Origin of the sequence: Streptomyces sp. KR80 (assembly GCF_052245555.1) — a bacterium.
GTDB lineage: Bacteria > Actinomycetota > Actinomycetes > Streptomycetales > Streptomycetaceae > Streptomyces.
On the sequence record NZ_JBQQCD010000003.1, the window covers coordinates 157,369 to 182,813 of the forward strand.

The following is a 25,445-nucleotide window of genomic DNA, read 5'->3' on the forward strand; positions in this document are numbered from 1 at the left end:
CCGGCTCAGGGTTCCCGTGCCCGCCCCGGCCGATCGTGCTCATTCGACCACCGCGACCGGGGCGTCGATCAGATTCCGGTCGATCTTCAACCTGACGCCCCCGTGCTCCTCGACGACGTTGCCCTTGAACTGGTGGATGCGCCGGTGCGGGCCCCATGCGGTCTGGTCGAGCACCGGCTCCTCGTAGAGCGAGGGCGGGACGTTCCAGCGGGCGAACCACACCACATCGGGGAGATCGCGCACTCCGCGCTGCCGAGCGGTCTCGACGTGCTTCACACCCGAGGTGGAACTGCTGTAGAAGCCGGGGAAGTAGCCCCGGCTCCGTACCTCGCGACTCCAGGAGCGGATGAAGGAGAGCGTGGTCTCGGCGCAGTTTCTGTCGCTGCGGTCGTAGGCCTCCATGTCGAGGTAGATCGCGCTGCGCTCCTGCATGCCGAGACCGGCCGCCTTCGCCACTGCGTCCTTCCCCTCCTCGAGACCCTGACTCCACGGCTCCTTGTTGATGGGCACATGCTTCTTCTTCTTGCTGTGGACGCACGGGGACTGCGATCCGACATAGACCGGCAGTACCTTCCATTCCCGGTCGGTCACCTCGCGGATCCAACGGCGTCCCAAGTGGGTCTGCTTCTTGCAGGCCCGGCCACGGCCGCCGATGTAGACGCCGACGGCGCGGTAGTTCGATTTCCGCCAGGCGCTCATGGCACCGAGCGACGGGGTTTCGCAGGTGTCGAAGCCCAGACCGGTGAAGATCTCGGCGCCCTCGGACCGCAGATCCCCGTTGCCGGCCGAGGCATCGGCGACGGCGGTGGCGCCGGTGACCAAGCTGCTGACGACCGCGGCGATCGCCGTCAGCAACGCGATCACATATTGAATGATCTTCTTTCGTCGTTCCATAGGGTGAGTGAACGACCCGCGGAACCTGAAGGGCCGTCAGACACGCGGCCCGGGAGACCCTGTCAGCCGTCCGTACCAAGGACGAGCCCGGATGTGGGAACTCCGGTACCAGCCGTCACCAGGGCCCGGGACGCCCCGGGTATCTGGTTGACCGAGCTGCCGCGCAGCTGCCGGACGGCCTCGGCTATGCCGTTCATCCCGTGCAGATAAGCCTCGCCGAGCTGGCCGCCGTGGGTGTTGAGGGGCAGCGCCCCGGCGGCGACGAAGTCGGCGGCCTCTCCTGGCTTGCAGAAGCCGAACTCCTCGAGCTGCATGAGCACGAACGGCGTGAAGTGGTCGTAGAGGATCCCCACGTCGATGTCGTCGGGCCGCAGCCCACTGGTGCGCCAGAGCTGGCGGGCGACCACACCCATCTCCGGCAGGCCGGTGAGATCGTCGCGGTAGAAGCTCGTCATCTGCTCCTGGGCGCGTCCGGCGCCCTGAGCAGCGGCCGTGACTACGACCGGGGACCTCCGCAGGTCGCGGGCGCGCTCGACGGAGGTGACGACGATCGCCTGCCCTCCGTCGGTCTCCTGACAGCAGTCGAGGAGCCGCAGCGGTTCGACGATCCAGCGGGAGGCGGCATGGTCGTCGAGAGTGATCGGCTTCCCGTAGAAGTACGCGGCCGGGTTGCGCGCCGCATGGCGACGGTCCATGACGGCGACATGGCCGAACGCCTCGGGCGTCAGCCCGAAGGTGTGCAGATAGCGCTGAGCCGCCATGGCGACCCAGGACGCTGGGGTGAGCAGCCCGAAGGGAAGCGACCAGCCGAGTGCTGTGCCCTCCGCCGAGGGCTCACGGTGCTCCACCCCGGAGCCGAAGCGGCGGCCGGACCGTTCGTTGAACGCCCGGTAGCAGACGACCACCTCGGCCACACCGGATGCGATGGCCATGGCTGCCTGCTGGACAGTGGCGCAGGCTGCCCCGCCGCCGTAGTGGACCCGGGAGAAGAAGGACAGCTCACCGATGCCCGCAGCCTGGGCGACCGTGATCTCGGGACTGGTGTCCATGGTGAAGGTGACCATGCCGTCGACGTCGCCGGGGGTCAGTCCGGCGTCGTCCAGTGCCGTCCGGACGGCTTCCACCGCGAGTTTCAGTTCGCTGCGGCCGGAGTCCTTGGAGAACTCGGTGGCGCCGATGCCCACGATGGCGGCCCGGCCGCCCAAGGTGTCGCGGTTGCGGAGGCTCATGTGCCCACCTCCGACGGGAGCTGGACGGTGACCGTGCCGGTGACATGGTTTCCGCGGCCGTTGGCTCCCACGATGTTCACATCGATCGTCCGGCCGTCGACCGCGGCGACGGTGCCGGTCAACGTCATGGTGTCTCCTGGGTAATTGGGCACCCCCAGCCTGATGGCCACCTTGCGGAGGCGCGCCCGCGGTCCGAAGAAGTCGGTGATGTAGCGACCGACCAGACCGTTGGTGGTGAGGATGTTCATGAAGATGTCGGGGGAGCCCTTCGCCCGCGCCGCCTCCGCGTCGTGGTGCACGTCCTGATAGTCGCGAGAGGCGACCGCCCCGGCGACGATGAGCGTGCGCGTGATCGGAATGCACAGCGACGACAGCTCGTCGCCCACCTTGGTCATACGGCGTCCTCCTGGGGCACGGCATGACGCGCGCGGAAGACCGGCAGGGTCAACTCGTCGTCCGCGCTCAGGAATTCGAGCTCGACGGGCATACCGATCCGTATCGCGGCGGGCGGCACCCCGGTGATGTTGCTGATCATCCGCACGCCTTCCGACAGTTCGATGAGGCCGACGGCGTAGGGACGCGGGCTGCCAGTGGCGGGGTCGGGCTCCGCGAAGGCCGGGAACGGCGGGTGGTGCATGACGACGTACGAGTAGACGGTCCCGTCACCGACTGCCTCGACGGTCTCCCAGGCGGGGGAGCCGCAGCTGTTGCATCCCGGCAGCCAGGGGAAGCGGAGGGTCCCGCAGCCCGTGCACTTCTGGATGAGCAGCTCGTGCCGCGAGACTCCTTCCCAGAATCCCCGAGTGTCGCGATTGATCACTGGTCGGGGACGCCGTGCCTTCGGCTTCCGCTGAACGGGGGCGTACTTGAGGATCCGGAAGCGGTGCGTCCCCGCCAACTCACCGTCCGCGCGAACGTCCATCCTGGTCGTGACGAAATGACCAGTGCCCAGCTTCGTCGTCTTCTGGGCCGATACCGACTCGATCACCGCGTCGAAGGTGATTCTGTCCCCCGGCCGCAACGGGCGCAGATACTCCTGCTCGCAGTCGGTCGCGACCACCGAGGTGAATCCGGCGTCGTCGAGCAGCCCCAGCAGCGCGTCGTACGCATCGGTCCGGCCCGCGTGCCCGGACAGCCCGCCCATCGTCCACGCCTGCAGCATCGTGGGCGGCGCGATGGTGGGGTAGGCCGGGCTGGTGTCGCCCATCGCCTCGCACCAGTGCCGGATCATCGGCTCGTTGACGACATCCTTGCCCTCACACCCCGCGGCGGCTGCCTTCCCCTCGTACGCCTTCAACCGCTCGTAGAGCTCCTGCGCCCGCTGGTCTTCACCCACGTCCGCCCCCATGTCCCGTCCCTCCCGCCCGGCTCGGCTTCGCCCGGCGCCCCCACGATGTCCGGACACTTTCGATACACCGCTCGAGGGCTTCAGGTTCCACACAGATTTCTGACTGTCCGTCAGGTCAACGCCACCTGTCAAGGTCGGGAACGGGGCCGGACACACGGCTGCGCGACGGCACCGAGGTGCCGTCGCGCAGCGTGTCACCGTCCCCACAAGCGGCTCTACGAGCCTGCGCTCACCAGAGATCGACGACGTTGAACGCGACCCTGTCCTTGGACTGGTCGATGGCCGTGAACGCGGAGTCGTTCACGCTCGCGGTGCTGTTGTCGTTCGAGGCGCCGGAACCCGTGGCAACCTGTTGTGTCGTCGTGGAGTTGCCGTTGTTGTCGTCCCCCACGCCGCTGCCGACGACACCGGCGACGCTCGTGTTCGATCCGTCGCCCGCGAACGGCCCGCTGTCGGCCTGCGCCACACCGGCGAAGAGCGCGGCCGTCAAGGGCAGCGACGCGAGGGCGGCGAGAGCGCGGACAGTACGGATACTTGCCATGTCAGTCCTCCATGAGCGGAAGTACGAGGTGCCACGAGGCAGTTGGCCCGCTGCCTCGGCGTTGATGCGACGTCGCGACACCAGAGCTGCCCACCGGTTTCGCCCTGAATCCCCCTCGGATCCCTATTCGCCCGCAAGCATGAGGACCACCCGATAAACGTCTCTCAGGCCCCGAAGTCGCAGCCCGCACCTGCGTCGTCCGCCAGGGACAGGCCATCGGCCCCGGTGCCATCCGATCTCGATGCGCTTCGGGCACGTTCCAACAGATCTCGCCCGGGTCGCCCATTCGGCCGCAAAAGCGGCTCGCACACTTCCACATATAGAACGTGTGAGCGAAAATCGATCCATGGCCTCGCCCGGTATTCCCCGGCTCCCGGCGCACGGACCTGCGGCCGCGGCGCGCCGCCACGCACTGGCCGCGGCCGCCCGCGGGCTGCCCGTCATCCCACTGACCCGCGGGAAGCTGCCCGCAGTCCGCTCGCCGCACCACGCCGACGCTCGGCCCGTACGCTGCCGGGGTGAGTGCGGGCGGGCCGGTCATGGGGTCCACGACGCGACGACCGACCCAGCACAGATCCTCGCGCTGTTCGACGCCGCGCCCTGGGCCACCGGCTACGGCATCGCCTGCGGCCGCGCCCCGCACCACCTCATCGGCCTCGATCTGGACGTCAAGACCGGCTCCGACAGCCTCGCCGCCCTGGAACGCCTCGCCCGCCGACACGGATTCGTCCTTCCTCCCACGGTCACCGTCCTCACGCCCAGCGGCGGCCGCCATCTCTGGCTGACCGGCCCGCCCGGCAGACCTGTACCGAATTCGGCAGGCCGCCTCGCGCCCGGCATCGACGTCCGCGGCAGTGGCGGATACCTCGTCGGCCCCGGCTCGTACAGCACCCGGGGCGTCTACCGCCTCGCCCCCGGTCCCATCCGAGCGGCACCTGCCCCGCCCGCGCTTCTCCGGCTGCTCACGCCCCCCGGGCGCGCCCGCCGCGCCCCGGTCCGCATCCCGTCGGGTGCGCCGGGGGCGCACGCGGACCGGCTGATCGCCTTCGTTCGGGAGTCGCGCCCCGGGCAGCGCAACGACCGGCTGTTCTGGGCCGCCTGCCGGGCGTACGAGACCGGACTGGGCCCGCAACTCACCGCGTCCCTCACCGCAGCCGCCCTCGACACCGGCCTCGATGAGCGCGAGGCCCTCGCCACCATCGACTCGGCGGCCCGCCACACCGCCCACGGCCAGGAGCCACCTCGGGCTTCCTTCGGGTGAGGTCGGCGGGGGGAGCGCTTGGGGACGGCCGGAGGCCGTAGTGGGCCGCTCGGAGGGGGTGCTCCTGAGAGGCGTGGCCTGAGAGGGGGGCTGGGCGCCCGCCGTATTCAGGGTCTGTTCAGCTGCTCGGGCGCATCCTGAGGCTACTCAGGCGGCTACGGGAGAAGGAGCCTGTGATGAACAGCAAGAGGAAGTGGATCGTCGGAGCGTGTGCGGCGGCCCTCGTCGCCGGCGGAACCGGGGCGGCACTGGCCACGGGCTCCGACGACAGCGAGCCCCCCATCCGGGGCAAGGCCCTCACCAAAGCCAGCGCGGCGGCCCTCGACCACACCGGCGGCGGCAGGGTGACCGACTCCGAAGCGGGCGACGAGGATGCGTTCTACGAGGTTGAAGTGACCCTCAACGACGGCAGCCGCGTGGACGTGCACCTGGACAAGGACTTCAAGGTCGTGAACAGCGAGGCCGACCAGGGCGGCGAAGACGAGTGAGTCACGATCTGCATGATCTGCACGACGACACACGACAACAACGGATTCAGGGGTGCCCGGAAACCGGGCACCCCTGAATTGTCGCGGGAATCCCGTCATCCGGGACCGGCAACATGTCTTCTCTGGGGCCAACCGGTCAGAAGCGCGAGCAGAAGCGGCGAATCCGTGCCGCGAGACCATGTCCGAGCAAAAGGTAAAGCGCGGCCGACACAGCGTAGTTGAGCACAACGCGGACCCCTTCGCTCTCCCTGGTGAACAGGTCCTGAAACAGCCCGCGAGCCAGTCCGCCATCCAGTGCACAATGCTGACCAGGCCGTTCGCCTGGTTCGCGTCGAGCAGATACAGCAGAATCCACAGCCCAGAATCCCGGCGGCAACGTCCGCGATCGTATGGATGACCATGGCAGCCCGCATTGCCCCGACAGGCTCACGGTCTCGGTCGAACGTCGCAGACCCAGGCAACAGCCCTCTCCAGCGGACTAGGGCAAGATTCGGCGATCAATCTCGGCAGGGGCCGCTCCTGGACGAGGCGAGGAGCCAGCCCGATTCGCGGCAAGCGTACGGGCCGTGATCTCTCGTGCCATGGCAGCTCCCGCCCATAGCCGTTCCACCGACCTATCGGCAGAAGGCTGGAGAGCCAGCCAACCGAAACGGGGAGGCTAGTAGCTGAGTGCGGCGAACCAGTCGTCGCGGCCTTGGCGGGTGAGGTCGAGGATGTGCCACACCGGGCTGAGCAGGTCGATGCCTCGCTGGTCGATGTCGTCGGACATCCGGGGGTGCACAGAGTAGAAGTGGCGCACCGACCCGTTGTCGTCGCGGGTGAACACCGACACCGTCGAGTCCTGGATGCCCTCGGCGTCCTCGCTGCCGAGGTCGTATTTGAAGGTGCTGGACCCGGCGCTGAGCAGGCGCAGGTTCGTCCACTGCCGGCTTCGGGCGTGCGCGCGGAGCGCGGGCAGGTCGGCCGCGGCGACGATTGCGAGCTCGACGTTCTGCGCGACGTGGTGGGCGATTCCGTTGAACCCGTCGATCCACATGGTGCAGATGGGGCACGGCTGGGTCTGCTGCTTGCCGTACATGAAGTGGTAGATGACCAGATCGCGTCCCAGCCGAGTGAACAGTTCACTCAGTCGCACGGTCGTCACCGGCGCGTCACCAGCCTGCAGGTCAGCAGGGCCTTCCTCGAACACGTAGTCGTCGACGACAGGGCCCAGCGGAAGTCGGCGGCGCAGGTCGGCGACACGTTCGCGATGGCGCATCAGCTCGATCTCAGCTTGCCGCAGCTCCTCGCGGGCGCAGACGTATTCGGCCGACTCCCCAGTGAGATTGGTTTGACGCATCGCTACCTCCTGGAGGACGACCGGCGTAGCTGCTGCCTAGTGGCCACCATCCGCTCTGGCCACCATTGTCTGCTTGCGCACGAGGGCTCGCCAGGCGGCGAAACGACAAGGCCAGTACGGCCAGGCAAGAAGCAGGCCAGGCAGATTGCTGATCCAGAGAGTGGCGTGCATGCGGGGGGCATGACGGCGATGGACTGGCTCGATGGGCCATGGTGGATCCGGTTCCCCAGGACTGGCCACATTGCGGGCACGGGGTGATCGTCTCAGAGCTGTCTCCTTTCACGCGACTCTCTATGTTTCCTCACTGGTCGTTCCTCTTGTGCTTCGCGCGGTTATTCCCGTCGTGATCACTACCGCCCAAGAGGCCACCGCTCAGGAGCCCTCCTGAGTGATCGTCCTCGCCCCCACCATGCGAAGGGCCGCCGTTGTCCTTGCCCCCGGGACCCGACGTACCGTCGCCGCCCCCACCCGTGTCACTGGTGGGCCCGCCGTCCGGGGAACCGCCCCCAGCGGCTGTGCCGCCAGCTACGTTCCCAGCCGTTGCAGAGGACGTCTCCGAACGCGGCGGCTTAGATGATCCCCGGCTACGGTCTTTCATATCCCCCTCCCCGTGCGACGCACTATTGGTCGCGGACTTCGAGGAGGGACCGGTCTGCGGAGCACTGGGGGAGGGAGTAGGGCCCTCCTCCGACTCAGGCGCGGTGAAGGCAGGGCCGGTCGGGCCCAGCTCGGGTATTTCAGCGCCTCCGCCCCCATCTTGGCCGGAGCTGACCATCCCTATCATGAGCGCGAGCGTGCCGATTACCGCAGTCGCGGTAACTATGATGACCCCTCGGCGTCGGCCCGCGCGCGAGCGGTCACTGCCGGCCGTGTCCGGCTCGGTCACGCCGACCTCGGTGTGGGAGGAAGAAGTCTTGAGCCGTGGCCGGAACGCCTCGAAAGCAGCGTCCACTTCCTCTGCGGCCATGAGCACGCATTTACATGTCGACGTGCCGTCCAAATGGACTATGACCCCGCATCTGAAGCACTTCTGCACCGCCATCAGCGATCCTCCTCAGTGGAATGGGTAAGCCGCAATCACTCCCGTGGTCATTACCCCGCCATTGCGAGATTCGCATGCCGATGTCCGGACAAGCCCTTACGCATCCCCACGTTGTATCTCCTTGTCGGGCCTCGGTGGGATCGCAGTCTCCACGGTCAATAGGGTCTACGAGGCGTAGACGAAATGCGTTCAGCAGTACATCGTCGCCGCCACCTCGGAACTGCATCCGCAGCTGGACAAGGTCTCCCGGCAAGCGGCCGGGACCGCCTACACCACACGGTGGGACACGGACCGCACCGCATGGATGCGCGACAGCACCCACAGCCCGGTGGACAACGGCCAGGAGCAGAGCAGTTCGGGCGGGTTGAACCTGTCCGCGCTCCACGACGAACACCCGCCCACCGGTTCCTCCAGGGCGGATGAGGACCCGCTGGCGCGCCAGTTCATGGAAGAGATCGACGCCCAGTTCGGCACCATCGCCGAGCCGGGCGACGAGTCGGAGCAGTCGTTGGCGGGGCAGGGGCTGAACCTGTCCGCGCTGAGGAGCGAGGACAACGCCGCGCGACAGGACGCGCTCGCGCTGCTGCTCGCCGCCGGGACGGAGGGCACCGGCGCATCCGCCATCGCCCGCGCTCTCGCGGACACGCACGGCACCACCCGGCAGACCGTCGTCGGCTGGCTCAAGACCTGGGTCGACGACCGCACCGCCGTGCGCGCCGGTACCGGCACCAAAGCCCGCTACGTCCACCACCGCCACGCCCCCGGCACAACGCCGGAGCAGTGACCGCCTGTCGCTTGTCGCCAAGCCAACGAGAAGGCCTCAGACGGCTCTCTGAGAGCCGGAAACGGGCTTTGACCTGGAAGGCGACAAGCGACAAGACAAGCGACAAGCCGCACGACAAGTCACACGACAAGCAACACGACAAGCCGAGCACCGGGCAGCACCCCACCCGCGGGGTGCTGCCGCCCTCGTTGAAGGGCTCCGGAGGGCCCTCCGACTCTGCCCGTGCGAGGCTTCCTCAACTCCGGCTCATACATCAAGATCACGTCGGCCTCGTCGCCGAGGTCGTAGAGGTACCGCGGGCCCCAGTCGAGGTGCCGGGGCAGCTCGACGGTGCCGGTGCTGCCGTCCAAGGGCGAGCGCGGTGGCGGCGACGTGCGCGTACGGATTGGCCAGGCTGCCGTCGACGACGGGCACACCGTCTAGGGTGCGGCGGCCGACATGCGGGACGTCGCCCGCACACAAGGAATGCCCCTGCTGACCTCACCGCGGACAGCGAGGCGCTGATGGAACTGCTCGGGCCGGACGCCTCCTAGGCCGTGTCCCGGCGGGATGGGGCCTGATCATGTGGGCCGTGGGTGATCTCGGTTGGTCGTGGTTGTGTGCTGCTGTTGGCGTACAGGTTGGCGTACGCCGAGGGCAACTAGCCAGCTAGCCGGACTTTCCGCCGCCCAACCTGAGTTCAGCCTCATGCGTGTCTTAGGGCTCTCTGAAGAAGCCCGGATCACGCGTTTTCGAAGATCGAGCAGCCATACGCTCACGGCACCCCCAGAGATCCCGGCGGTCCTCCCCTTTGCCCACGCCGGGATCGTCCATGTCGAGTGTTTCTCCATCTGATCTCGAGGTGTCGTACGTATGAGTTCCCGCCGAACCCCCCACAGCTCGCACGCCCGCCCGAAGGCCCGTGCGCGCAAGGTCGCCATCACGCTTGGCGCCGTCGCCGTGACGGCCGGCCTCAGTGTGGGCGCCGCGTCGGCCGGTGTACTCCCGCCCGGTCTGTTCCCGATCGGTACCCCGGACCACGTGAAGGAGAAGGCCGAGGCGGCCGCCAAGGCCGCCGAGGAGGCCCGCAAGAGCCTGCCCACGCTGCTGCCGCGGGCGACCTCCGTGCCGAAGCCGTCCAAGCCGGCCGGCACCAAGCCCACCAAGAAGCCCCGGCCGACGAAGACGTCGACACCGAAGCCGAAGCCGAGCGCGACCAAGGCACCGGAGGCCCCGAAGCCGAAGCCCACGCCGACCCCCACCTCCGGCTCGGCCGAGAACAGCGCCGAGGCCCAGGTCATCGCCCTGGTCAACAAGGAGCGCGCGGCGGCCGGTTGCTCGCCCGTCACCGAGAACACGAACCTGACCAAGGCCGCCGACGACTACAGCGATGTCATGGCCGCCAGCGGCACCATGTCCCACACCGGCCCCGACGGGTCGACGATGGTGACCCGCGCCGAGGCCGCCGGCTACACCGGCTGGTCCACCCTCGGCGAGAACATAGCCATGGGGCAGCCGGACGCGGCTGCCGTCATGAAGGCCTGGATGAACAGCCCGGGCCACAAGGCCAACATCCTCAACTGCTCCTTCAAGGAGATCGGTGTCGGCGTCCACGTCGGCGACGGCGGCCCCTGGTGGACCCAGGACTTCGGCGCCCGTCGCTAGGTCGGCGCCTGGGTCAGGTGCTCGCGCCGGGGGCGCTCTCGGCGGTCGCGGGAACGAGTCGGCTTGTGACGCCCCGGCCTGCGAGCCGCTCGTACGCGCGGATCACGTCAGCTGGTACATCCTGCGCGATCATGAAGCCCTGGGCGGGGTAGATCAGTAGCCGTTGCAGCGAGCCGAGGGTCTGTCAAACGAGCGGTGTAACCAGGGTCCCGGGTCACCAACTCGTCGATCAGTCGATCGTCCACTGACTTCGACGGCATCGGCTCAACCGCCTTCGCGGCCTTGGGCTTCGTCACGTCATCACTGGTCATCGGTGCATCTTCCATGATCGGGAGTTACACCGATCGATTTACAGTCCCACTGGCGGCTCGCCCCAGGGCAGGCAGGCAATGGCCCACCCGGGCCCGCGCCGCATGCCTGGAACTGGTGGCCGCGGCACAGGACGACGACGAAGCATCCCTCGGGATCCGACTACTAACCGACCTGCGCGACAAGGTGTTCTGCGGAGCCGACCGCATGCCCACCGCCGTCATCCTCGAATGCCTCCTCGCCATGGACGACGCCCCCTGGGGCGACATCGACGACAAGCCGCTGAACTCCCGCACACTGGCCAAGCTGCTCGGGCAGTACGTCACCCCGAACAACAAGCCCATCAGGCCGCGCGGCATATGCACCGCCTTCGGCACCCCGAAGGGCTACCACGCGGAAGATCTGGCGGACGCATGGGCGCGCTACTGCCCCCTGCCCCCTCCCAGGTCCGCAACATCCGCAACAGCCGCCACACCGCAGGTCAGAGGGGGTGAATCTGTGGCGGATAGCCCTTCGGGCATCCGCCACACGCCGCAGGAAGCCGCCACACCGCTCTTCCCCGTCGCGGGCTGAACGGCTCGCGCCGATAGGTGCCGCCACGCGCAGGTGTGGCGGCACCTATCCGCAACACAACCGCCATCCGCCACAAATCCAAGCCGCTGACCAGCAATGTTGCGGCGTGGCGGATGTTGCGGATCTGGGAGAAGGGGGGCGCAGGCCCCGCGAGTCCTCGAAGGAGTCACAGCCATGGCACGCCCGAAGATGCTCAAGCTCCGCGAAGTTCTGGAAGAGATCGACATGAGCCGCGCTGCCTTCTACCGCATGCATGCCCGCGGCAAGGCACCCAAGATCAGCAAACTCCCCAACGGACAGCTCCGCGTGAGCCGGAGCGACCTGGACGCCTGGTGGGCCGACTGCGAGCAGTCCGCCGCTTGATCAACCCGCTCAGACCATGAAGGGGCCCGTCACCGGCGGGCCCCTTCCGCGTGAAGGAGCAGAACCCTGCCTACCTACGACGTACGCATCTGGGGCATCCGGAAACGGAACAGTAAGAAGGCGCCGTATCAAGTCCGTTGGTTCGTGGGGGGCAAGCCCCACCAAGAGCCGTTCTCCACCAAGACACTCGCTGACGCACGCCGCGCCGAGCTGCTGACCGCGGCACGGAGCGGGGAAGCTTTCGACGAGGGATCGGTCTTCCGATTTCCGAGCTGCGGAGGCTGAACCGCGTGACCTGGTACAGCCATGCCAGGAACTACGCCGAGATGAAGTGGCCCAACGCCGCAGCCAAGCACCGGGCGAGCATCGCCGAGAGCCTGACACTCGCCACGATCACTCTGTGCCCGGACGCCAAGGGGCGTCCGGAGCCTGAGCTGTTGCGGCGGGCTCTCTATCAGTGGGCATACAACGCCGGGCGGGGCGAGACCGATCCGCCGCCCGCCGAAGCCGCCGCGCTCGCTTGGGTCGCCAAGCACTCGCCCACCGTCGCCGATCTCGACAGCGCCCAGCGCATGCGCACGGTGCTGGATTTCCTGGGCAAGAAGAAGGACGGTACGCAAGCCGCCGCCAACACGGTCAAGCGCCGGCGCGCGGCGCTAAGCAACTGCCTGCGCATCGCCGTTGAGCGGGAGTTGCTGCCCAGCAATCCCCTGCTGCGTGTCCACTGGGAGACACCGAAGGCCGTGGAAGAGCTGGACGAACGCAGCGTCGCCACCCCGGCTCAGGCCCGCGCCCTTCTCGCCGCCGTGCGGAGCCAGGGCGAGCGTGGAGAACACCTGGAAGCCTTCTTCGGCTGCATGTACTACGCGGCTCTGCGGCCCGAAGAGGTCTCCGTTCTCAGCCGTGCTCAGTGCACCCTCCCCGAGACAGGGTGGGGGCGACTCGACCTCGCCGGCGCAACGTCCGCAGGTTGGTTCCGGTTGGACGGACGACGGCAAGCCGTACGAAGAACGCGGGCTCAAGCACCGGCCCCGGCGAACCGTGCGCCGTGTGCCGATCCCTCCCGCCCTGGTCGCTCTGCCGCGGCAGCACATCGAGCAGTTCGACGTGGGCGACGACGGTCGACTGTTCCGGGCAGCCAGGGGCGGCCCCGTCCGGTCGCAGGAGTACGGATCGATCTGGGAAGGAAGCCCGCGTCCGCGCCCTTGCCCCCGAACAGGTCGCCTCGCCACTCGCACGCATCCCGTACGACCTGCGGCATGCCTGCGTCTCCTTCTGGCTCCGTTCCGGCGTGAGCCTCGCCGAGACTGCCCGGCGAGCCGGGCAGAGCATCGCCGTACCCCAGCGCTACTACGCGAAGGTTCTGGACGGCGAAGAGGAGCGAATGAACGAGCTGATCGACCGCGGATTCGCCGAGCATGAAGGACACCGCAAAAGCACGCCGTAGCACAGGATCCATGGCGCAGGGTCAGCAGCGGGATATCAGGGATTCGGAGTGAGACAGTGCGAAAGCAGAAGGGGGAAGACAGACAGGCCGGGCATCCCGAAGCGGGGTGCCTGGCCTGTGTGCGAGTGCCGGGATCAGGCGGGGCGGATGTTCTCCGCCTGGGGACCCTTCTGGCCTTGGATGACGTCGAACTCCACCTTCTGGCCCTCCTGCAGCTCGCGGTAGCCCTGGGCGGCGATGTTGGAGTAGTGGGCGAAGACGTCAGGTCCGCCGCCGTCCTGCTCGATGAAACCGAAGCCCTTCTCGGGGTTGAACCACTTCACAGTGCCCGTGGCCATGATTGTCTCCTTCGAGGAATTGAACCGCACCATGCGGAGCGGTAGGTGATCGCCCTGGCCCGGAGAGGCGCTGAACAGCAAGAACGCCCGTGATCGCGATCACGGACGCACGACTTCGGAACCACGACTACTGACTACGACGCTACACCGCACGCCATCCCGCGACGACCGATGAGTCCGCCGGGCGCCCGGCCTGGGGTCGCTCATCCCCGAGGCCTCCGCGAAAGCACGCCGTAACACTGGGATTCGTGGCCGCAGGTTGGCCGCGCGCGCTGGTCAACAGCGGGATACGGGCGATCCGGGGTGAGACAGCGTGAACGCGGAAGGGGTGCCCTCACCGAGGGACACCCCTTCTGACCAGCTAGTTCGTTGACCTGCGCGGAGGGTGTGGGATTTGAACCCACGGTGACATCGCTGCCACGACGGTTTTCAAGACCGTTCCCTTAGGCCGCTCGGGCAACCCTCCCTCGCCCCGCCCACCTGCGACGGAGCGGCTACAGCCTACCCGGCGGACGGTCTCTGCGGGGAAACCTGATCAGAGGATGGCCACGGCCACCGAGATGCTCCTATCCGGAGGCCATCATGCCGCTGTGGTGCCACCATCGTCCCGGCTGGCCGGAGGCAGCAGCAGATCTCGCTCAGGGTGGTTCTCCCCCTTAATGCTGTCCTGCACTCCAAGATCGACCCGGGCGGACTCGTGGAACTCGTTGATCTCTCGGAAGACCATCCGGTTCCGCTCCCGCCACTCCTCGAGGGTCCCCCGGCAACCTTGCCAGTGGCCTGCCAGTCGATCTCAAGCGCCGCGGCACTCAGCTGGGTGGGCCGCCTCCGCCAGCGGCCAAATTCGTCGACGTCGCCCGAGCATCGGCACGGCCCAAGGGGGCAGAGTGGCGCGGGGCCCGGGCCGGGTGGACATCGGCCGACAGCCGCTCCGCGCGCGTGGGGCCGGGAGCGGAGGCCTGGGTACGCGTACCTACCCGCCGAGATGAGCACCCGAGCGGATGGGCGCGGGACTTCCGGGACGGAAGAGTGGAACCCACGGACGGGGGGACAGCCGAATCCTCTCACCGCGGCCTCAGGGAAGAGGCCTAGCACGTCAAAGCCCCGACGACCACGGGGCATATCCACCAGGGGGAGAACTCTTGCGTCTCAACGCATCCCGCACAATCAAGACAACCCTTGCCACCGCCGTCGCCACGTCGGTGCTGGCAATCCCGGCAGCCGGTTCCGCAACCGCTGCGACCGACACGACTGCTGATGTCACCGTCAAAAGCATCAGCGACAAGTGCAAGCACCACGGCCGTTATTACATCGTGCGGGAGTACTTCCGCGGGCCGGCTAGGTACACTATGCGTTGCGGCACCAAGAAGTGGGGCTGGAAGCACATCAAGCTGCGCCACGGTTGGAGCCGCGCCATGGACAATAGGATAGGTCACGCCATCGCAAACGGGCGCCCCAACGGTCGCGGCGGCTACTCCACCTACACCAACCAGTGTCCGAGCGTCGAAAAGTTCCGCACCATCCTCGGGACCCCCGCCGCAGTCAATGACCTTCGCACTGCGTACAAGGTGACCAGTCTGGCAGCTAAGTGTTAACGACCATAGGCGGGAACTCGTTTCCTCACTAGATGAGGCGAAGGGGCGGATGGGCATGGTGGCACAGACGCCGGCTGAGCGGGCTCTGGCTCGCTCGCACTCGACTGCTGACGGTCAGGTCACCTTCAACATTTCTGATCTGTCAGTCGATCATTATCCCGACCGCACCGCGACGTTGACGTACCGGCTCACTGTGGTGCGACAAGGTCACCAGGACGAGCGTTGGGAGTTCACTCTGCCGTGGGACGACAAGTCTTTTGTGGATGTGCTCACCTCCCCCGCCCCCGAACCTGATCGACTCGGGCAACTCGTACACCTGGTCCACAGCCTGATGGAAGAGTGGTGGGACACTAAGGGATTTAATCGGCAGTCGGCGAAGATGGGGCGTCGGCTGCCCTGAGCCGTCTCGGTTTTGATACGGGCCCCGCACCCTTTTGGGGTGCGGGGCCCAGCTCTCTGGCGCGCTATTTCTCGGCGAGGACGGCCGCCAGCCCTTTCTGGTCCACGTATCCGGCGTCACGCGCACCAGGTGAGCCGCAGCTCTGGCACGGTGGCCTCGTTCGTTTATAAGGAAGCCGTCTCTTCGTCCTCCGGACCGGTGAGGTGTGCCGGTGCCGGCAGGCGCATGCCCCGGCTCACAGCCACTCGGCTTACGTCACTCAACGCGTCGGCCAGTCGGCAACCGAGAAGCATCAACGCCTGAGGAGTCGCCTGAGGATCAGCCAGCACCTTCACGGCGTAGGCGACAAGCTTTTCGGCCTCCTCGAGCTGGCAATCCTCCGTCTCGTCCGCCAGCCGGGAGAGCATCCCGCCGTTGTCGTCTCTGCTGAGGTAGCAGGGCTTGGCCTCAGGGCCCAGCCAAGGAAGCAGCCGCAGCTGGACGACAGCCCCGGTCACGTGCGGTGCCTTGCTGCTCGCATCAATGGTCACCGGACGACCTCCAGTTCCTCACTCGGCGCGTAAGCGGTGATCAGCGCCTCCGTACGGTCGCCGGGGAGGATGAGACGTCCCCCCTGCGATCACGCGGCCGGTGACATCAATCGATGCGCGCTCGACAGCCAGCACCGAAGTCTTCGGGGAGATGCGTAGCGTCTCGGCTTCCTCTGCTGTGGGCAGCCGGGCAGTGAAGCGCTCCACAACTGAGTTGTGTTCAACTTGAAGTCGCTGGTCAGGGCTCTGGCGTGGCTGCGGTCGGAGCGGCTCACCCTGGTCGCGGGCGGCAGTCTGTCCGGTAGATCATCCGTCAGCGGTTCACCTCGCGGTGGGTGAGCACCATCAGCGCCCGCAGCAGCGGGGTGGCCCACTTCGGGTCCATCCGCAGCCGGGTGAGGATCCTCCAGTTCTTCAGATGCGCGAACGCGTGCTCGCACACCGCCCGCTCCGCCGCGAGCAGCTTGTTGACCTCCTTCTGCGCCGGGGTGACCGGCCGGTTCCTCGCTGCCTTGTACCCGCAGGTGATCGTCGGGTTGTCGGTCGGCTGGTCGTCGAGCCCGACGAACCCCAGGTCCGCGATCGCTCCGAGCCCGGCCTCCCGCAGCTGCTCGGTGATCTTGTTGTGGCGGCAGGTGGTGAACTCCGAGGCCCGGCCCGGTCTGACCGCCGAGACCCACAGCAGCCGTCCGCGGGTATCGACGAGCCCGATGATCAGCAGGCCGTGGCATTTGTGCTTGCCGGACCAGAAGCTCTTCTTCTCCGGGCCCGAGCGGCGCCGGGTGCGCACCAGCGACCCGTCGATCAGCACCAGACAGCCACCCTTTCGGGCGATCTTCTTCAGCGCCCGCTCCAGCCGCTCGGCCTTGGCCGCCAGCAGCGTCACCGCCTCCTTCACCCACCGATCGACGGTGGTGCGCGAGACGCTGTTGGCGTCGGCCAGGTCGGCCAGGCGCTGGTCGCAGCGCAGCGCGGCCAGCACGATCACGGCGATACGGCCGGGCGGGAGCTTGCGCCACCGGGAGTTGATCTTCTTCAGGTGGGCGCGCAGGGTCTCGGCGAGGAAGGAGACGGTGGCCGTGGACAGTGGCAGCCGGCACTGGTACACCAGGGGACCGGAGCCTCCGGCGGGGTCGTTGTTGTTTCGCATACACCATCAACTGCCGCCGGGGGCCGCCCGGTTATGGGACGGTGGCTACAGCTGCCGGGGCGCGAAGCCGCCGTCGGGCAGTTTGCGCAGCCAGCCGCGGCCGGCCAGCTTCGACAGCTTCCCGCGCAGCGGCTCCAGCTTGCCGCGCGCCTCCACCTCCAGACCCAGCTCGGCGCCGACGTCCTTGACCCGCACCGGGCCGCCCGCGGCGCGGACGACGCCAAGAATGCGCTGGTAGTCGCCGGGCAGAGCACTTTCATCGGCCACATCGCGGCGGTGCGGGACCAGCAACACCGACCGTCCGGCGACCTGGGTCGAGGCGGGGGTGGTATCGGCGGCGCACTGCTCCTGCAGGCGACGCAGGACCCGCTCGGCAACGGCCAGTTCCTCGCGCTCGGCGTTGATCTGCTGGAGCTGCTCGGTGAGCTTGTCGGCCAGCGCGTCCAGCTTGGCGCGGCGGGCGGTGATCCTTTCCAATACCCCGGGCTCCTCCCCGATCGCCGTGGCGTGACGCTCCGGAACGGATCGTAGGAAGCCGACGGGCCAAGACGCAGGCGAAACCGGGAAGTGCCCGTGCCGACCTGTCAGATGGTCTCCGGCGTGGGCTGTCGCCGCCGACCGGGGCCAGTACGCCTACCGCCGTTCATACCAGTCCGTCCAGTTCCGCGCGCCGCGCGGCGATCCGTTCCACTACCTCCGGGTCCGCCAGGCCCCGGATCGTAGAAGGCGAGTCAGCGACAGCGGGCAGAAACCAGCGAACCACCATGCCAGATGATCTCCCCCGCGGACTGCCGCCCACGACCAGCACGAGCACCCCAGACGACCATCACACCAGCCCCCTGAACAGCAACTTCACGATGGCGGAGATTCAACGAACATCACCCCAACGAGCCGAAGTCAGGTATCCACCGCCGAGGACATGATCTGCGACAGCAGCCGGTACGCCTGCCGTACCTGGGACGGGCTGAGCCTTTCGGCGTCCGCGCCCATGCACCCGTCGACGCTGCGCCGAGCCGGCTGTCGAGGCTCGGGTACAGCCCCGGCCGCATGGGTGAAGGACTGTGCTGCTGTTGGCAACGCTCACCCGCTTGTGCGACAAAGCCGCAGCTCGAACGTTGCGTGGAAGTGCGCTGGCGACGGAGCCGGGTCGCACTGGCTACGGGACCGTCGACCACGCCGCCGGCACGATCGCGACACCGGCGAGCACGGACACGCTCCGTCGGCGCCAACGCCGCCTCATCTGCTGAGGTCCATCAGGAGGATGCCGTTGCCCTCGCCCTCGGCACCGCCCTCCACTTTCAGTCCGAAGGCCATATGCGTGCCGTCGGGCGACACGACCGGGTTGTTGGCCCCGAAGCCCTTGTAGTAGTCGAACGTGGTCATCCGCTCGAACGTCCCGGAGCCATCCAACGGAAGGCGCCAGATGTCGACCTGGCCGGGGAACAGGGTGATGGCGAGGTCTCGCTCGACCATCAGGTAACGGCCGGACGGGTCGATGCCTTCCGCTTCCTCGTAGAACAGCGACGACGCGTAATCAGTGACGGCGCCGGTGTCGAGGTTGACGCCCATGGCCTGTCCGCCCTTATGGAAGTAGGCGCTGAAGATCAGTTCGTCGTCGGAGTCGGCGTCCCCATCGGGCAGGGATCGGAAGTCCTGCGCCTCGACGGCGGGCGTGTCCAGGGAGACATCGCGCTTGTCGAGGGCAACCCTCCGATCGGCGATCTCCGGTCGGCCATTGCGGTAGACGATTCGACCCGTCAGGATCTTCGACTTGCCCACCAGGGCTTGGATTATCACGTCCGGCTTGGTGAAGTCGATGGTCGACTGGTTCCACGCGATGCGGGTGGAACCCGGTTGCTTGGATACCGCGATGCCTTCCCAACAGCTCTCGCCGAGACGGACCGGGGCACGTGTACCCAAAGGCCGCTGGAGCACCCACAGTTCGCCGCGGAAGCGGTCGCCCTCGGGGTCGTCGGCGCTGCGCTCAGTCACCGCGCACAGGGCGACGTCGCCGTTGGTCAGGTGGTGCGCCCGTAGCACTCCCTTGTGGAGCACAGACGTCTCGGTCAGGTTGCGGCTCGCGCCGGTCGCCAGGTCGTACTCCCAGAGGTCACCGAACGGAGCATCGAGGAAGACAAGGCGCTTCCCGTCGGGAGACCAATCGGCCCGCTGCGGTGCGCCGCCGTTCGGCAGCTGGATGTCGAGCAGCCGGATGTGGTCGGGCAGATGGTCAACCGGCGAGCCATCAAGGGTGCCCTTGTTCGGATCGAAGTCCACCCCCGACAGCTGACCCGTAGCCATGACCGACGACGTGTTCGTGTCCGCTGCTGCCTTGACCGGCAGTGCGTGAACCTGAACCAGCAGGCACGCCAGGACGACCGATCCCGCGAGCGTGGTTAAGTGACGGATCCTCATGTTTGCCAGCCTGGCAGTTCGACGGCGTCGATGCAAGAACCTTCTTGCGTCTCGCAAGAAGGTCACCCTGGCCCTGGGTCGTAGCGGCTCCCTCCTTCTCCTTACAATTGCGCCTATGCCAGTGCCGACGCGAACGAGGATCCTTGACGCGGCGTGGGATCTGTTCCTGCGAGAAGGATTCGCCGGGACGACCGTGACGCAGATCGAGGCGGCGGCGGGCCTGTCAGCCGGGAGCGGCAGCTTCTATCGGCACTTCCGGTCGAAGGAGGAGGTGCTCCAGGCGGTCGTCGACCGCGAGGTCGACCGCACCAACGCCGAGCGGCAGATCGGCCCCGAGCCCGAAGAGACCGGAGGCGACGTGCGGGTCGCGCTCGCGCTCGAGTTCGAGCGTCGGCTCGACAACCTGCGGCGGCTTCACCCGCTCATGGAGCTTGTCGCACGCGAGCGCGACCATCTCGGAGCATCGGTCGACCATCTCGGCGAGCTCTTGGTCGCCCGCAACGTCGGTATCCGTTCGCAACGCCTAGCCAGCTGGATGGCAGCCGGGGTGATCCTGACGCGTGACGCGGAGGCGCTCGCGGCAGTCGTCACGTTCGCGCTCACCGGCTACCACCTGTCGGTCCGCTTCTTCGGACACCCGCCCGCCGGAGTCAGCGAGGAATCCCTGATCACCACGCTTGTCGACCTTGTCGCAGGCGTATAGCGCGCCTCGCCGCCGCTACATGACGCGGTCGGAGGGGACTTCCCGACGAGCCTGATCAAGACCGCTCGGCACCCGCCACGCGAGCACCGTTGTTCCCCGGGTTCCGCAGTTCGTGGACACATGAGCGTGATCGTTGAGACGCACTCGCTCACGGGTTCCGCAGTTGGTAGACAAACGAGTGGCCACAACTGCACGTTGACCAGGGAAGATAGGCATGCCGATGCTGCAAGGCGTGTGCCTACGGCGCTATCCGGCGTTCCTGCAGGTCATGAGCTTCTGTGATGCCGGGCGTCGGTGTGCCGGCCGCAACAATGCCGTCCGAGAGCGGAGAAGCCAGCGCCCTGTAGGCACGCGCATTCTTCCGGGTTCCGACGACGGGTACAAGCCTCGATATTGAGGGCTAGAGACGGCATCATCGCAGCTCAGGGGCAATGTCAGCCCTCGATGACGGGTGTAGGCACACGGCCGACGCGCGAGTAACTTCCTTTCGCCCTGGTCAGATGCGGTTCCTGGCTGCCCACGTGTCCACCAACTGCGGAACCCCGGTGGTGCTGATCGACGGGTCGCTGGTGCGCACCCGGCGCCGCTCGGGCCCGGAGAAGAAGAGCTTCTGGTCCGGCAAGCACAAATGCCACGGCCTGCTGATCATCGGGCTCGTCGATACCCGCGGACGGCTGCTGTGGGTCTCGGCGGTCAGACCGGGCCGGGCCTCGGAGTTCACCACCTGCCGCCACAACAAGATCACCGAGCAGCTGCGGGAGGCCGGGCTCGGAGCGATCGCGGACCTGGGGTTCGTCGGGCTCGACGACCAGCCGACCGACAACCCGACGATCACCTGCGGGTACAAGGCAGCGAGGAACCGGCCGGTCACCCCGGCGCAGAAGGAGGTCAACAAGCTGCTCGCGGCGGAGCGGGCGGTGTGCGAGCACGCGTTCGCGCATCTGAAGAACTGGAGGATCCTCACCCGGCTGCGGATGGACCCGAAGTGGGCCACCCCGCTGCTGCGGGCGCTGATGGTGCTCACCCACCGCGAGGTGAACCGCTGACGGATGATCTACCGGACAGACTGCCGCCCGCGACCAGGGTGAGCCGCTCCGACCGCAGCAACGCCAGAGCCCTGACCAGCGACTTCAAGTTGAACACAACTCACTGAGCCGAGGTGCAATCCAGCCGCGGCGAACTCTTGGCCCAGGTCGTCGCCCCATGGTGAGCGGCTTGCGTTCGCGCCGTCTGCGGCGCCACGAACTCCGGCAAGTAGACGCGGGCCAGGCCGTAGGGAGAGCCGTCCAACCGACTGACGTACACATACTCGGTGAGCGGCGTGCCCACCGGCACCCTCACGAGTGACGCCGTCCGTCGAGCGCAAGAACTGTTGATCTCTCAGGGGATCTTGGAAGGCCGCACCGGGGTCAGGCACCTACGTGGCAGAGCCGCGCCAGCGCATGGTTCGCTCGCACTACCGCGAGCAGACCGGGGGCTCGCCGTCCGGTGCGGACATGTCCGCCCTGGGCAAGCGAGGGACATGGGAAAGTCGGACTGAGGCCAAGGTTCCGGCCCCTGCAGACATCGCCGCGCGTCTCGGCACGGCCGAGGGGGACCTCTGTGTCCGTACGGCATATGAGTTCCTGGCCGAGGGCAAGCTCACGCAGCTGTCGACGAGTTGGGAGCCGTACGACCTCACGGCCGGCACGCTTGTCGTGCTGCCCGAGGGCGGGCCTCACGCAGGGAAGGGCGTCGTTGACCGCATGGCCGAAATCGGCATCACGGTCATTCACGCGGTGGAGCAGCCTGAGCCGGGAGAGGCAACGGCCGAAGAGGCGACGCTCCTGGGTGTGCAGCGTGGCGCCCTGGTCACGCGAATCCAGCGCACGTACTACAGCGAGTATGGTCGCGCGGTCGAGACGGCCGATATCGTTGTGCCCGCCGCCCGCTGCGAGATCGTCTACGAGGTGCCCGTCACCCGGTGACCTCCTGTCCGCGTCGTGGAACGCCATCCCTCCAAGATGAATGGCCCCCACTCTTCTAGGGCGTGTTCAGAACCTGATTGATGGAGACCAATCGAGGCTGTGGCCGATCACAGCGTGCGCGTCTGGCGCCTGATGTAAAGCATGCTTGACACCGTCCGGATGTAAAGCATACTTTCCATGCATGCGGAACGACGTACGTGAGCTGCGCATGGTCAAGGCACTCTCTCAGCAGGAGCTGGGGCAGGCGCTCGGCGTTTCCCGGCAGACGATCAACGCCATCGAGCAAAGCCGCTATGACCCCTCACTGCGCCTGGCGATCCGCATGGCCCGTTACTTCGGTACGACGGTGGAGGAGATCTTTCATGTCGATTGAGCAGAAGCCCGAGGCCACCCGAGGCCAGCGCTGGGCCGTCCCGGCCATGGGTCTGTTAATCGGCGTTGGCTATGTGGCGATCTTCCTAGCCCGGAATGACCCTGGAATGGCAGCCGCTGGCTTTGTGATCATGGCCGCCTATACACTCTTCCTCGTCGTGGCCTCTCGCCGGTCGGAGGCTATCGCTCTGCTTCGCGGCGAGGCCACTGACGAGCGTCGTCAGGCCATCAGCCAGCGTGCTTCTGCGTTCACGCTGCACGTTCTCGGGTTGGTGCTCCTGGCCGGTTTCGTGATCGAATTGATTCGCGGGCACAGCGGTCATCCCTGGGATCTGCTGGGTGCTGTGCTCGGCGCCACCTACATCCTCTCCACCGTGTTCTTCTCTCGCCGTTGTTGACTCCCGCATCCCAGCAGCGGGCGTCGTTCATGCTCCGGTAGTCCCGATTGCGGGTCGTCGTTCGGCCGCGCCGGATTCCCGCTCCTCCGGAAGCATGTTCTGCTCGCGTGACGATCCGTAGTCATGCCTCGTGCCAGAGCCTGGGTCCCGGCGAGAAAGGCACCGCAAAATGCCGTCGCCGTCCATGGGAGGGCCCTGGCAGGCTGACGGACCGTGGTCGACAAGCTGTTCTCCGATTCCCGGCTCGCCGCGCTGTACGACCTTTACTGCCCTTGGGATGCACGCGGGGACTTCACGTTCTACCTGCCCCCGGTGATGTCCGCGCGGTCCGTGCTGGACGTCGGGTGCGGGACGGGCGCGCTGTTGCGCAGGGCACGGGAGGACGGCCACACCGGCCGGCTGTGCGGCCTGGACCCAGCCGTCGGGATGCTGGAAGTGGCGGGAGCACGCCCGGACATTGAGTGGATCCTCGGTGACCTGGCCGCGGTACCGGGCTGGGACCGTGAGTTCGACCTGGTGGTGATGACCGGCCACGCGTTCCAGGTGTTCCTCGGCGATGATGAGCTGCGCGTCGCGCTGACGGCGATCGCCGCGGCGCTGACCGACGAGGGCAGCTTCGTGTTCGAGACCCGCAATCCCCTGGTGCGGGAGTGGGAGGACTGGCACTTACGGTACTCGGGCGAGGTGGTGGACTCCACGGGCGCGGTGGTGCACTGCGCGTGCGAGGTCGACGCGCCGGTGCAGGGCGACCTCGTCTCGTTCACGCACACCTACACCAGCCCCGGATGGGACAGGCCGCAACAGAGCCGAAGCACACTGCGCTTCCTCAGCCCGAACGCGCTGTCGGGGTTCCTGGCGGATGCAGGCATGGTTGTCGCGGAGCAGTTCGGGGACTGGGATCGCAGCCCGTTGTCAGACACCAGCCCAGAGATCATCACCGTTGCCCGCCGACGCCGCTGACGCTCATCTGCGCCAGACCCCACGAACCGCTATCAGAGCCACCTGGGGCACTAACTGCCAACCCTCGGATCCTCGCGAGGGAGTAGCCCGAAGGGGCGTTGAACAACGCAGTCAGCAGAGGCGACAGGAACGCCAGCGCCGCCCGCTGCGCTTGATCGCTCCAAGCTGCTCCAGTCTGCCGAGCTGATACGCCACCGACGACGTGCTCGACAGGCCGACGCACTGGCCGATCTCTCGGAGTGTGGGCCCTTCGCCGTGCTCGGCTATCCACTCCGTGATGCATCGGAGAATGCGCTCCTGCCGCTCGGTGAGGGGCTGGCTCATGGTGTATCGGCGACGTCATGTGCGCGGGCCTGGCGGCGCAGCTCCACCCGGACCGCTGGCGGTGCGCTCTTCCAGAAGGGATGCGAAGCGATACGCGAGGACAGCACCTGCAGGCGGCGGCGCAGAGCCGCGCTGTTGGACGGGCTCTCGGCGAGAGCGCGGTACGTGCCATGCCAGGCGCGCTGAATCTGCACCAGGTCGTGGGGAATGGGGGTTCGCACCATGACCGCAGTAGAGCACATGTTCGATTTCTTGCGCACGCCCCCAGACTCACCCCGTCCGGGTGGTGTGTGTGCCTGTCCTGTGTCATCAGAGTTTGATCGTTGTCACTGAAAGTTGGTGACCACCAGGTTCGTGCCACCGAACGTTGAGTGACTGGGGATGCTCGGTGTCCGGTCTCACTGATCCTGACCGATCTCACCGAAGTTTGAGTGAAGGTCACGTCGCAGGTACCGGCGCGTGGTGAGTGTTGCGCCAGCAGACTTGTTGCCGCCGAGGCCAAGGGCCAGGGTTGGCGATGAGGACGAAGCCATCTCGGGGGAACAATGAATACAGGGGTCATAGCACTGCTGGTTGCGGTGGTCGGGGTAGCCGGCACTCTGCTGGCTCCGATCACCACTGCATGGGTGGGCTCGCGCGCTCGCCGCCAGGAGTTCGAGCTCCAGCAACGTGCCGATCAGGCCACACGACGCCTCGAAGAGGCTCAGCAGAACCTGGAACGACGACGCGACACCTATGTCGCCTTGAACTCCAGTGCCCGCCTGTATCGGATGCTGATGATGGAGGACCTCCATGCCCTGCGCAAAGGGGCTGCTCCGGATGCGAATGGCGACACGGATGCCGCCCGAGTCGAGTTCCAGAACACCTACGCCCAGGCAGGCGACGTCTCGGCAGCGGACCTGAACGTCGTCGTGGTGGTCCCTGCTGCGGTGCGGGAGGGGGGACGGTGCGGGAGGGGAGACGCAGGTCACAGGCGTTCATGTCACATCCTGCCGAGCTGTGCCGTCGTAAGTGTGTAAGCACCGACAACG

The 25,445-nt window shown here is 67.2% G+C and carries 28 protein-coding genes, 1 tRNA gene and 3 pseudogenes; 17 read left to right on the top strand and 15 right to left on the bottom strand.

Annotated elements, in window-relative coordinates; all coding sequences use genetic code 11:
* Positions 1-39 precede the first annotated feature (39 nt).
* From ACTWQI_RS06125 to ACTWQI_RS06145, 5 genes are all read right to left on the bottom strand, one after another.
* Positions 40-894 carry a DUF1906 domain-containing protein gene (locus tag ACTWQI_RS06125; RefSeq protein ID WP_443268169.1) on the bottom strand — a complete coding sequence of 285 codons (855 nt, stop codon included), beginning with the start codon at positions 892-894 and terminating at the stop codon, positions 40-42.
* Between the two features lie 62 nt (positions 895-956).
* Positions 957-2,123 (bottom strand): lipid-transfer protein, encoded by a 1,167-nt coding sequence (locus ACTWQI_RS06130; protein ID WP_443268170.1) that lies wholly within the window; start codon positions 2,121-2,123, stop codon positions 957-959.
* Entirely contained in the window at positions 2,120-2,518 is a 399-nt protein-coding gene (locus ACTWQI_RS06135) for a MaoC family dehydratase (RefSeq protein WP_443268172.1), read from the bottom strand. The genes ACTWQI_RS06130 and ACTWQI_RS06135 overlap by 4 nt, the downstream gene beginning before the upstream one ends.
* Positions 2,515-3,471, bottom strand: coding sequence for a bifunctional MaoC family dehydratase N-terminal/OB-fold nucleic acid binding domain-containing protein (locus ACTWQI_RS06140; protein WP_443268173.1), 957 nt, complete (start codon positions 3,469-3,471; stop codon positions 2,515-2,517). Before ACTWQI_RS06140 ends, ACTWQI_RS06135 begins: the two co-directional genes overlap by 4 nt.
* A 229-nt stretch (positions 3,472-3,700) precedes the next feature.
* Positions 3,701-4,012 (bottom strand): hypothetical protein, encoded by a 312-nt coding sequence (locus tag ACTWQI_RS06145; protein ID WP_443268175.1) that lies wholly within the window; start codon positions 4,010-4,012, stop codon positions 3,701-3,703.
* A gap of 346 nt (positions 4,013-4,358) precedes the next feature.
* Between ACTWQI_RS06145 and ACTWQI_RS06150 the strand changes: the two genes are divergently transcribed.
* Together ACTWQI_RS06150 and ACTWQI_RS06155 are read left to right on the top strand one after the other, a co-directional pair.
* Complete coding sequence (locus ACTWQI_RS06150; protein WP_443268177.1) at positions 4,359-5,273, top strand: bifunctional DNA primase/polymerase; 915 nt, start codon at positions 4,359-4,361, stop codon at positions 5,271-5,273.
* 176 nt (positions 5,274-5,449) lie between these two features.
* Complete coding sequence (locus ACTWQI_RS06155) at positions 5,450-5,761, top strand: PepSY domain-containing protein (RefSeq protein ID WP_443268179.1); 312 nt, start codon at positions 5,450-5,452, stop codon at positions 5,759-5,761.
* 658 nt (positions 5,762-6,419) lie between these two features.
* On the opposite strand, the gene ACTWQI_RS06160 is transcribed toward ACTWQI_RS06155, so the two are convergent.
* Complete coding sequence (locus ACTWQI_RS06160; protein WP_443268180.1) at positions 6,420-7,100, bottom strand: DUF899 family protein; 681 nt, start codon at positions 7,098-7,100, stop codon at positions 6,420-6,422.
* Positions 7,101-8,446: 1,346 nt separating this feature from the next.
* Here ACTWQI_RS06160 and ACTWQI_RS06165 point away from each other — a divergent pair.
* The 6 genes and pseudogenes from ACTWQI_RS06165 to ACTWQI_RS06190 all read left to right on the top strand — a co-directional run bounded on the left by ACTWQI_RS06165 (position 8,447) and on the right by ACTWQI_RS06190 (position 13,262).
* Entirely contained in the window at positions 8,447-8,926 is a 480-nt protein-coding gene (locus ACTWQI_RS06165) for a hypothetical protein (RefSeq protein ID WP_443268182.1), read from the top strand.
* Positions 8,927-9,778: 852 nt separating this feature from the next.
* On the top strand, positions 9,779-10,570 hold the full coding sequence (locus tag ACTWQI_RS06170) for a CAP domain-containing protein (RefSeq protein WP_443268184.1): 792 nt from the start codon (positions 9,779-9,781) through the stop codon (positions 10,568-10,570).
* A gap of 378 nt (positions 10,571-10,948) precedes the next feature.
* Positions 10,949-11,452 (top strand): annotated as a pseudogene (locus ACTWQI_RS06175) (DUF3631 domain-containing protein); the annotation flags it as partial.
* Positions 11,453-11,626: 174 nt separating this feature from the next.
* Complete coding sequence (locus ACTWQI_RS06180; RefSeq protein ID WP_443268185.1) at positions 11,627-11,815, top strand: helix-turn-helix transcriptional regulator; 189 nt, start codon at positions 11,627-11,629, stop codon at positions 11,813-11,815.
* A 290-nt stretch (positions 11,816-12,105) separates the two neighbouring features.
* Positions 12,106-13,110 carry a hypothetical protein gene (locus tag ACTWQI_RS06185; RefSeq protein WP_443268186.1) on the top strand — a complete coding sequence of 335 codons (1,005 nt, stop codon included), beginning with the start codon at positions 12,106-12,108 and terminating at the stop codon, positions 13,108-13,110.
* Positions 13,107-13,262 carry an integrase gene (locus tag ACTWQI_RS06190; protein WP_443268187.1) on the top strand — a complete coding sequence of 52 codons (156 nt, stop codon included), beginning with the start codon at positions 13,107-13,109 and terminating at the stop codon, positions 13,260-13,262. The genes ACTWQI_RS06185 and ACTWQI_RS06190 overlap by 4 nt, the downstream gene beginning before the upstream one ends.
* 134 nt (positions 13,263-13,396) lie before the next feature.
* On the opposite strand, the gene ACTWQI_RS06195 is transcribed toward ACTWQI_RS06190, so the two are convergent.
* Positions 13,397-13,600, bottom strand: coding sequence for a cold-shock protein (locus tag ACTWQI_RS06195; RefSeq protein WP_443268188.1), 204 nt, complete (start codon positions 13,598-13,600; stop codon positions 13,397-13,399).
* Positions 13,601-13,979: 379 nt separating this feature from the next.
* Positions 13,980-14,066: transfer RNA gene (locus tag ACTWQI_RS06200), tRNA-Ser, on the bottom strand.
* A 676-nt stretch (positions 14,067-14,742) separates the two neighbouring features.
* On the opposite strand from ACTWQI_RS06200, the gene ACTWQI_RS06205 reads away from it, so the two are divergent.
* The gene (locus ACTWQI_RS06205; protein ID WP_443268190.1) at positions 14,743-15,195 is read left to right on the top strand and encodes a hypothetical protein; all 453 of its coding nucleotides are present in this window, start codon (positions 14,743-14,745) and stop codon (positions 15,193-15,195) included.
* Between the two features lie 55 nt (positions 15,196-15,250).
* On the top strand, positions 15,251-15,595 hold the full coding sequence (locus ACTWQI_RS06210; RefSeq protein ID WP_443268191.1) for a hypothetical protein: 345 nt from the start codon (positions 15,251-15,253) through the stop codon (positions 15,593-15,595).
* Positions 15,596-15,759: 164 nt separating this feature from the next.
* Here ACTWQI_RS06210 and ACTWQI_RS06215 read toward each other — a convergent pair whose 3' ends face one another.
* The 5 genes and pseudogenes from ACTWQI_RS06215 to ACTWQI_RS06235 all read right to left on the bottom strand — a co-directional run bounded on the left by ACTWQI_RS06215 (position 15,760) and on the right by ACTWQI_RS06235 (position 19,690).
* Positions 15,760-16,125 carry a hypothetical protein gene (locus tag ACTWQI_RS06215; protein ID WP_443268193.1) on the bottom strand — a complete coding sequence of 122 codons (366 nt, stop codon included), beginning with the start codon at positions 16,123-16,125 and terminating at the stop codon, positions 15,760-15,762.
* A gap of 18 nt (positions 16,126-16,143) precedes the next feature.
* A pseudogene (locus ACTWQI_RS06220) lies at positions 16,144-16,350 on the bottom strand (UTRA domain-containing protein); the annotation flags it as partial.
* An 88-nt stretch (positions 16,351-16,438) separates the two neighbouring features.
* The gene (locus tag ACTWQI_RS06225; RefSeq protein WP_443268194.1) at positions 16,439-17,275 is read right to left on the bottom strand and encodes a transposase family protein; all 837 of its coding nucleotides are present in this window, start codon (positions 17,273-17,275) and stop codon (positions 16,439-16,441) included.
* Positions 17,276-17,320: 45 nt separating this feature from the next.
* Entirely contained in the window at positions 17,321-17,752 is a 432-nt protein-coding gene (locus tag ACTWQI_RS06230) for a hypothetical protein (protein ID WP_443268195.1), read from the bottom strand.
* 759 nt (positions 17,753-18,511) lie between these two features.
* Entirely contained in the window at positions 18,512-19,690 is a 1,179-nt protein-coding gene (locus ACTWQI_RS06235; protein WP_443268197.1) for a hypothetical protein, read from the bottom strand.
* A 115-nt stretch (positions 19,691-19,805) separates the two neighbouring features.
* On the opposite strand from ACTWQI_RS06235, the gene ACTWQI_RS06240 reads away from it, so the two are divergent.
* The 6 genes and pseudogenes from ACTWQI_RS06240 to ACTWQI_RS06265 all read left to right on the top strand — a co-directional run bounded on the left by ACTWQI_RS06240 (position 19,806) and on the right by ACTWQI_RS06265 (position 24,090).
* Complete coding sequence (locus tag ACTWQI_RS06240; protein WP_443268199.1) at positions 19,806-20,393, top strand: TetR/AcrR family transcriptional regulator; 588 nt, start codon at positions 19,806-19,808, stop codon at positions 20,391-20,393.
* Between the two features lie 500 nt (positions 20,394-20,893).
* Positions 20,894-21,439 carry a transposase family protein gene (locus ACTWQI_RS06245; RefSeq protein WP_443268201.1) on the top strand — a complete coding sequence of 182 codons (546 nt, stop codon included), beginning with the start codon at positions 20,894-20,896 and terminating at the stop codon, positions 21,437-21,439.
* Between the two features lie 248 nt (positions 21,440-21,687).
* A pseudogene (locus tag ACTWQI_RS06250) lies at positions 21,688-22,360 on the top strand (GntR family transcriptional regulator).
* A 181-nt stretch (positions 22,361-22,541) separates the two neighbouring features.
* Positions 22,542-22,733, top strand: coding sequence for a helix-turn-helix transcriptional regulator (locus ACTWQI_RS06255; protein WP_443268203.1), 192 nt, complete (start codon positions 22,542-22,544; stop codon positions 22,731-22,733).
* Positions 22,723-23,130 (top strand): DUF2178 domain-containing protein, encoded by a 408-nt coding sequence (locus ACTWQI_RS06260; RefSeq protein WP_443268205.1) that lies wholly within the window; start codon positions 22,723-22,725, stop codon positions 23,128-23,130. The genes ACTWQI_RS06255 and ACTWQI_RS06260 overlap by 11 nt, the downstream gene beginning before the upstream one ends.
* A gap of 213 nt (positions 23,131-23,343) precedes the next feature.
* A complete protein-coding gene (locus ACTWQI_RS06265) occupies positions 23,344-24,090 on the top strand; it encodes a class I SAM-dependent methyltransferase (protein WP_443268206.1) in 747 nt (248 codons plus the stop codon).
* Positions 24,091-24,201: 111 nt separating this feature from the next.
* Here ACTWQI_RS06265 and ACTWQI_RS06270 read toward each other — a convergent pair whose 3' ends face one another.
* Positions 24,202-24,414, bottom strand: a complete 213-nt coding sequence (locus ACTWQI_RS06270; RefSeq protein ID WP_443268207.1) for a LexA family protein — start codon at positions 24,412-24,414, stop codon at positions 24,202-24,204.
* A complete protein-coding gene (locus ACTWQI_RS06275) occupies positions 24,411-24,638 on the bottom strand; it encodes a hypothetical protein (RefSeq protein ID WP_443268209.1) in 228 nt (75 codons plus the stop codon). The genes ACTWQI_RS06270 and ACTWQI_RS06275 overlap by 4 nt, the downstream gene beginning before the upstream one ends.
* A 321-nt stretch (positions 24,639-24,959) precedes the next feature.
* On the opposite strand from ACTWQI_RS06275, the gene ACTWQI_RS06280 reads away from it, so the two are divergent.
* The gene (locus tag ACTWQI_RS06280; protein WP_443268210.1) at positions 24,960-25,433 is read left to right on the top strand and encodes a hypothetical protein; all 474 of its coding nucleotides are present in this window, start codon (positions 24,960-24,962) and stop codon (positions 25,431-25,433) included.
* Positions 25,434-25,445 lie beyond the last annotated feature (12 nt).

What these genes read in the sequence shown, in the direction of transcription:
- ACTWQI_RS06180 (WP_443268185.1), top strand. Translation starts at nt 11,627, where the DNA reads ATGGCACGCCCGAAGATGCTCAAGCTCCGCGAAGTTCTGGAAGAGATC.
- ACTWQI_RS06255 (WP_443268203.1), top strand. Translation starts at nt 22,542, where the DNA reads ATGCGGAACGACGTACGTGAGCTGCGCATGGTCAAGGCACTCTCTCAG.
- ACTWQI_RS06210 (WP_443268191.1), top strand. Translation starts at nt 15,251, where the DNA reads ATGGTGGCACAGACGCCGGCTGAGCGGGCTCTGGCTCGCTCGCACTCG.
- ACTWQI_RS06130 (WP_443268170.1), bottom strand. Translation starts at nt 2,123, where the DNA reads ATGAGCCTCCGCAACCGCGACACCTTGGGCGGCCGGGCCGCCATCGTG.
- ACTWQI_RS06150 (WP_443268177.1), top strand. Translation starts at nt 4,359, where the DNA reads ATGGCCTCGCCCGGTATTCCCCGGCTCCCGGCGCACGGACCTGCGGCC.
- ACTWQI_RS06155 (WP_443268179.1), top strand. Translation starts at nt 5,450, where the DNA reads ATGAACAGCAAGAGGAAGTGGATCGTCGGAGCGTGTGCGGCGGCCCTC.
- ACTWQI_RS06145 (WP_443268175.1), bottom strand. Translation starts at nt 4,012, where the DNA reads ATGGCAAGTATCCGTACTGTCCGCGCTCTCGCCGCCCTCGCGTCGCTG.
- ACTWQI_RS06140 (WP_443268173.1), bottom strand. Translation starts at nt 3,471, where the DNA reads ATGGGGGCGGACGTGGGTGAAGACCAGCGGGCGCAGGAGCTCTACGAG.
- ACTWQI_RS06260 (WP_443268205.1), top strand. Translation starts at nt 22,723, where the DNA reads ATGTCGATTGAGCAGAAGCCCGAGGCCACCCGAGGCCAGCGCTGGGCC.
- ACTWQI_RS06125 (WP_443268169.1), bottom strand. Translation starts at nt 894, where the DNA reads ATGGAACGACGAAAGAAGATCATTCAATATGTGATCGCGTTGCTGACG.
- ACTWQI_RS06225 (WP_443268194.1), bottom strand. Translation starts at nt 17,275, where the DNA reads ATGCGAAACAACAACGACCCCGCCGGAGGCTCCGGTCCCCTGGTGTAC.
- ACTWQI_RS06165 (WP_443268182.1), top strand. Translation starts at nt 8,447, where the DNA reads ATGCGCGACAGCACCCACAGCCCGGTGGACAACGGCCAGGAGCAGAGC.
- ACTWQI_RS06245 (WP_443268201.1), top strand. Translation starts at nt 20,894, where the DNA reads ATGCGGTTCCTGGCTGCCCACGTGTCCACCAACTGCGGAACCCCGGTG.
- ACTWQI_RS06235 (WP_443268197.1), bottom strand. Translation starts at nt 19,690, where the DNA reads ATGAGGATCCGTCACTTAACCACGCTCGCGGGATCGGTCGTCCTGGCG.
- ACTWQI_RS06170 (WP_443268184.1), top strand. Translation starts at nt 9,779, where the DNA reads ATGAGTTCCCGCCGAACCCCCCACAGCTCGCACGCCCGCCCGAAGGCC.
- ACTWQI_RS06195 (WP_443268188.1), bottom strand. Translation starts at nt 13,600, where the DNA reads ATGGCCACGGGCACTGTGAAGTGGTTCAACCCCGAGAAGGGCTTCGGT.
- ACTWQI_RS06160 (WP_443268180.1), bottom strand. Translation starts at nt 7,100, where the DNA reads ATGCGTCAAACCAATCTCACTGGGGAGTCGGCCGAATACGTCTGCGCC.
- ACTWQI_RS06240 (WP_443268199.1), top strand. Translation starts at nt 19,806, where the DNA reads ATGCCAGTGCCGACGCGAACGAGGATCCTTGACGCGGCGTGGGATCTG.
- ACTWQI_RS06270 (WP_443268207.1), bottom strand. Translation starts at nt 24,414, where the DNA reads ATGAGCCAGCCCCTCACCGAGCGGCAGGAGCGCATTCTCCGATGCATC.
- ACTWQI_RS06280 (WP_443268210.1), top strand. Translation starts at nt 24,960, where the DNA reads ATGAATACAGGGGTCATAGCACTGCTGGTTGCGGTGGTCGGGGTAGCC.
- ACTWQI_RS06135 (WP_443268172.1), bottom strand. Translation starts at nt 2,518, where the DNA reads ATGACCAAGGTGGGCGACGAGCTGTCGTCGCTGTGCATTCCGATCACG.
- ACTWQI_RS06275 (WP_443268209.1), bottom strand. Translation starts at nt 24,638, where the DNA reads ATGGTGCGAACCCCCATTCCCCACGACCTGGTGCAGATTCAGCGCGCC.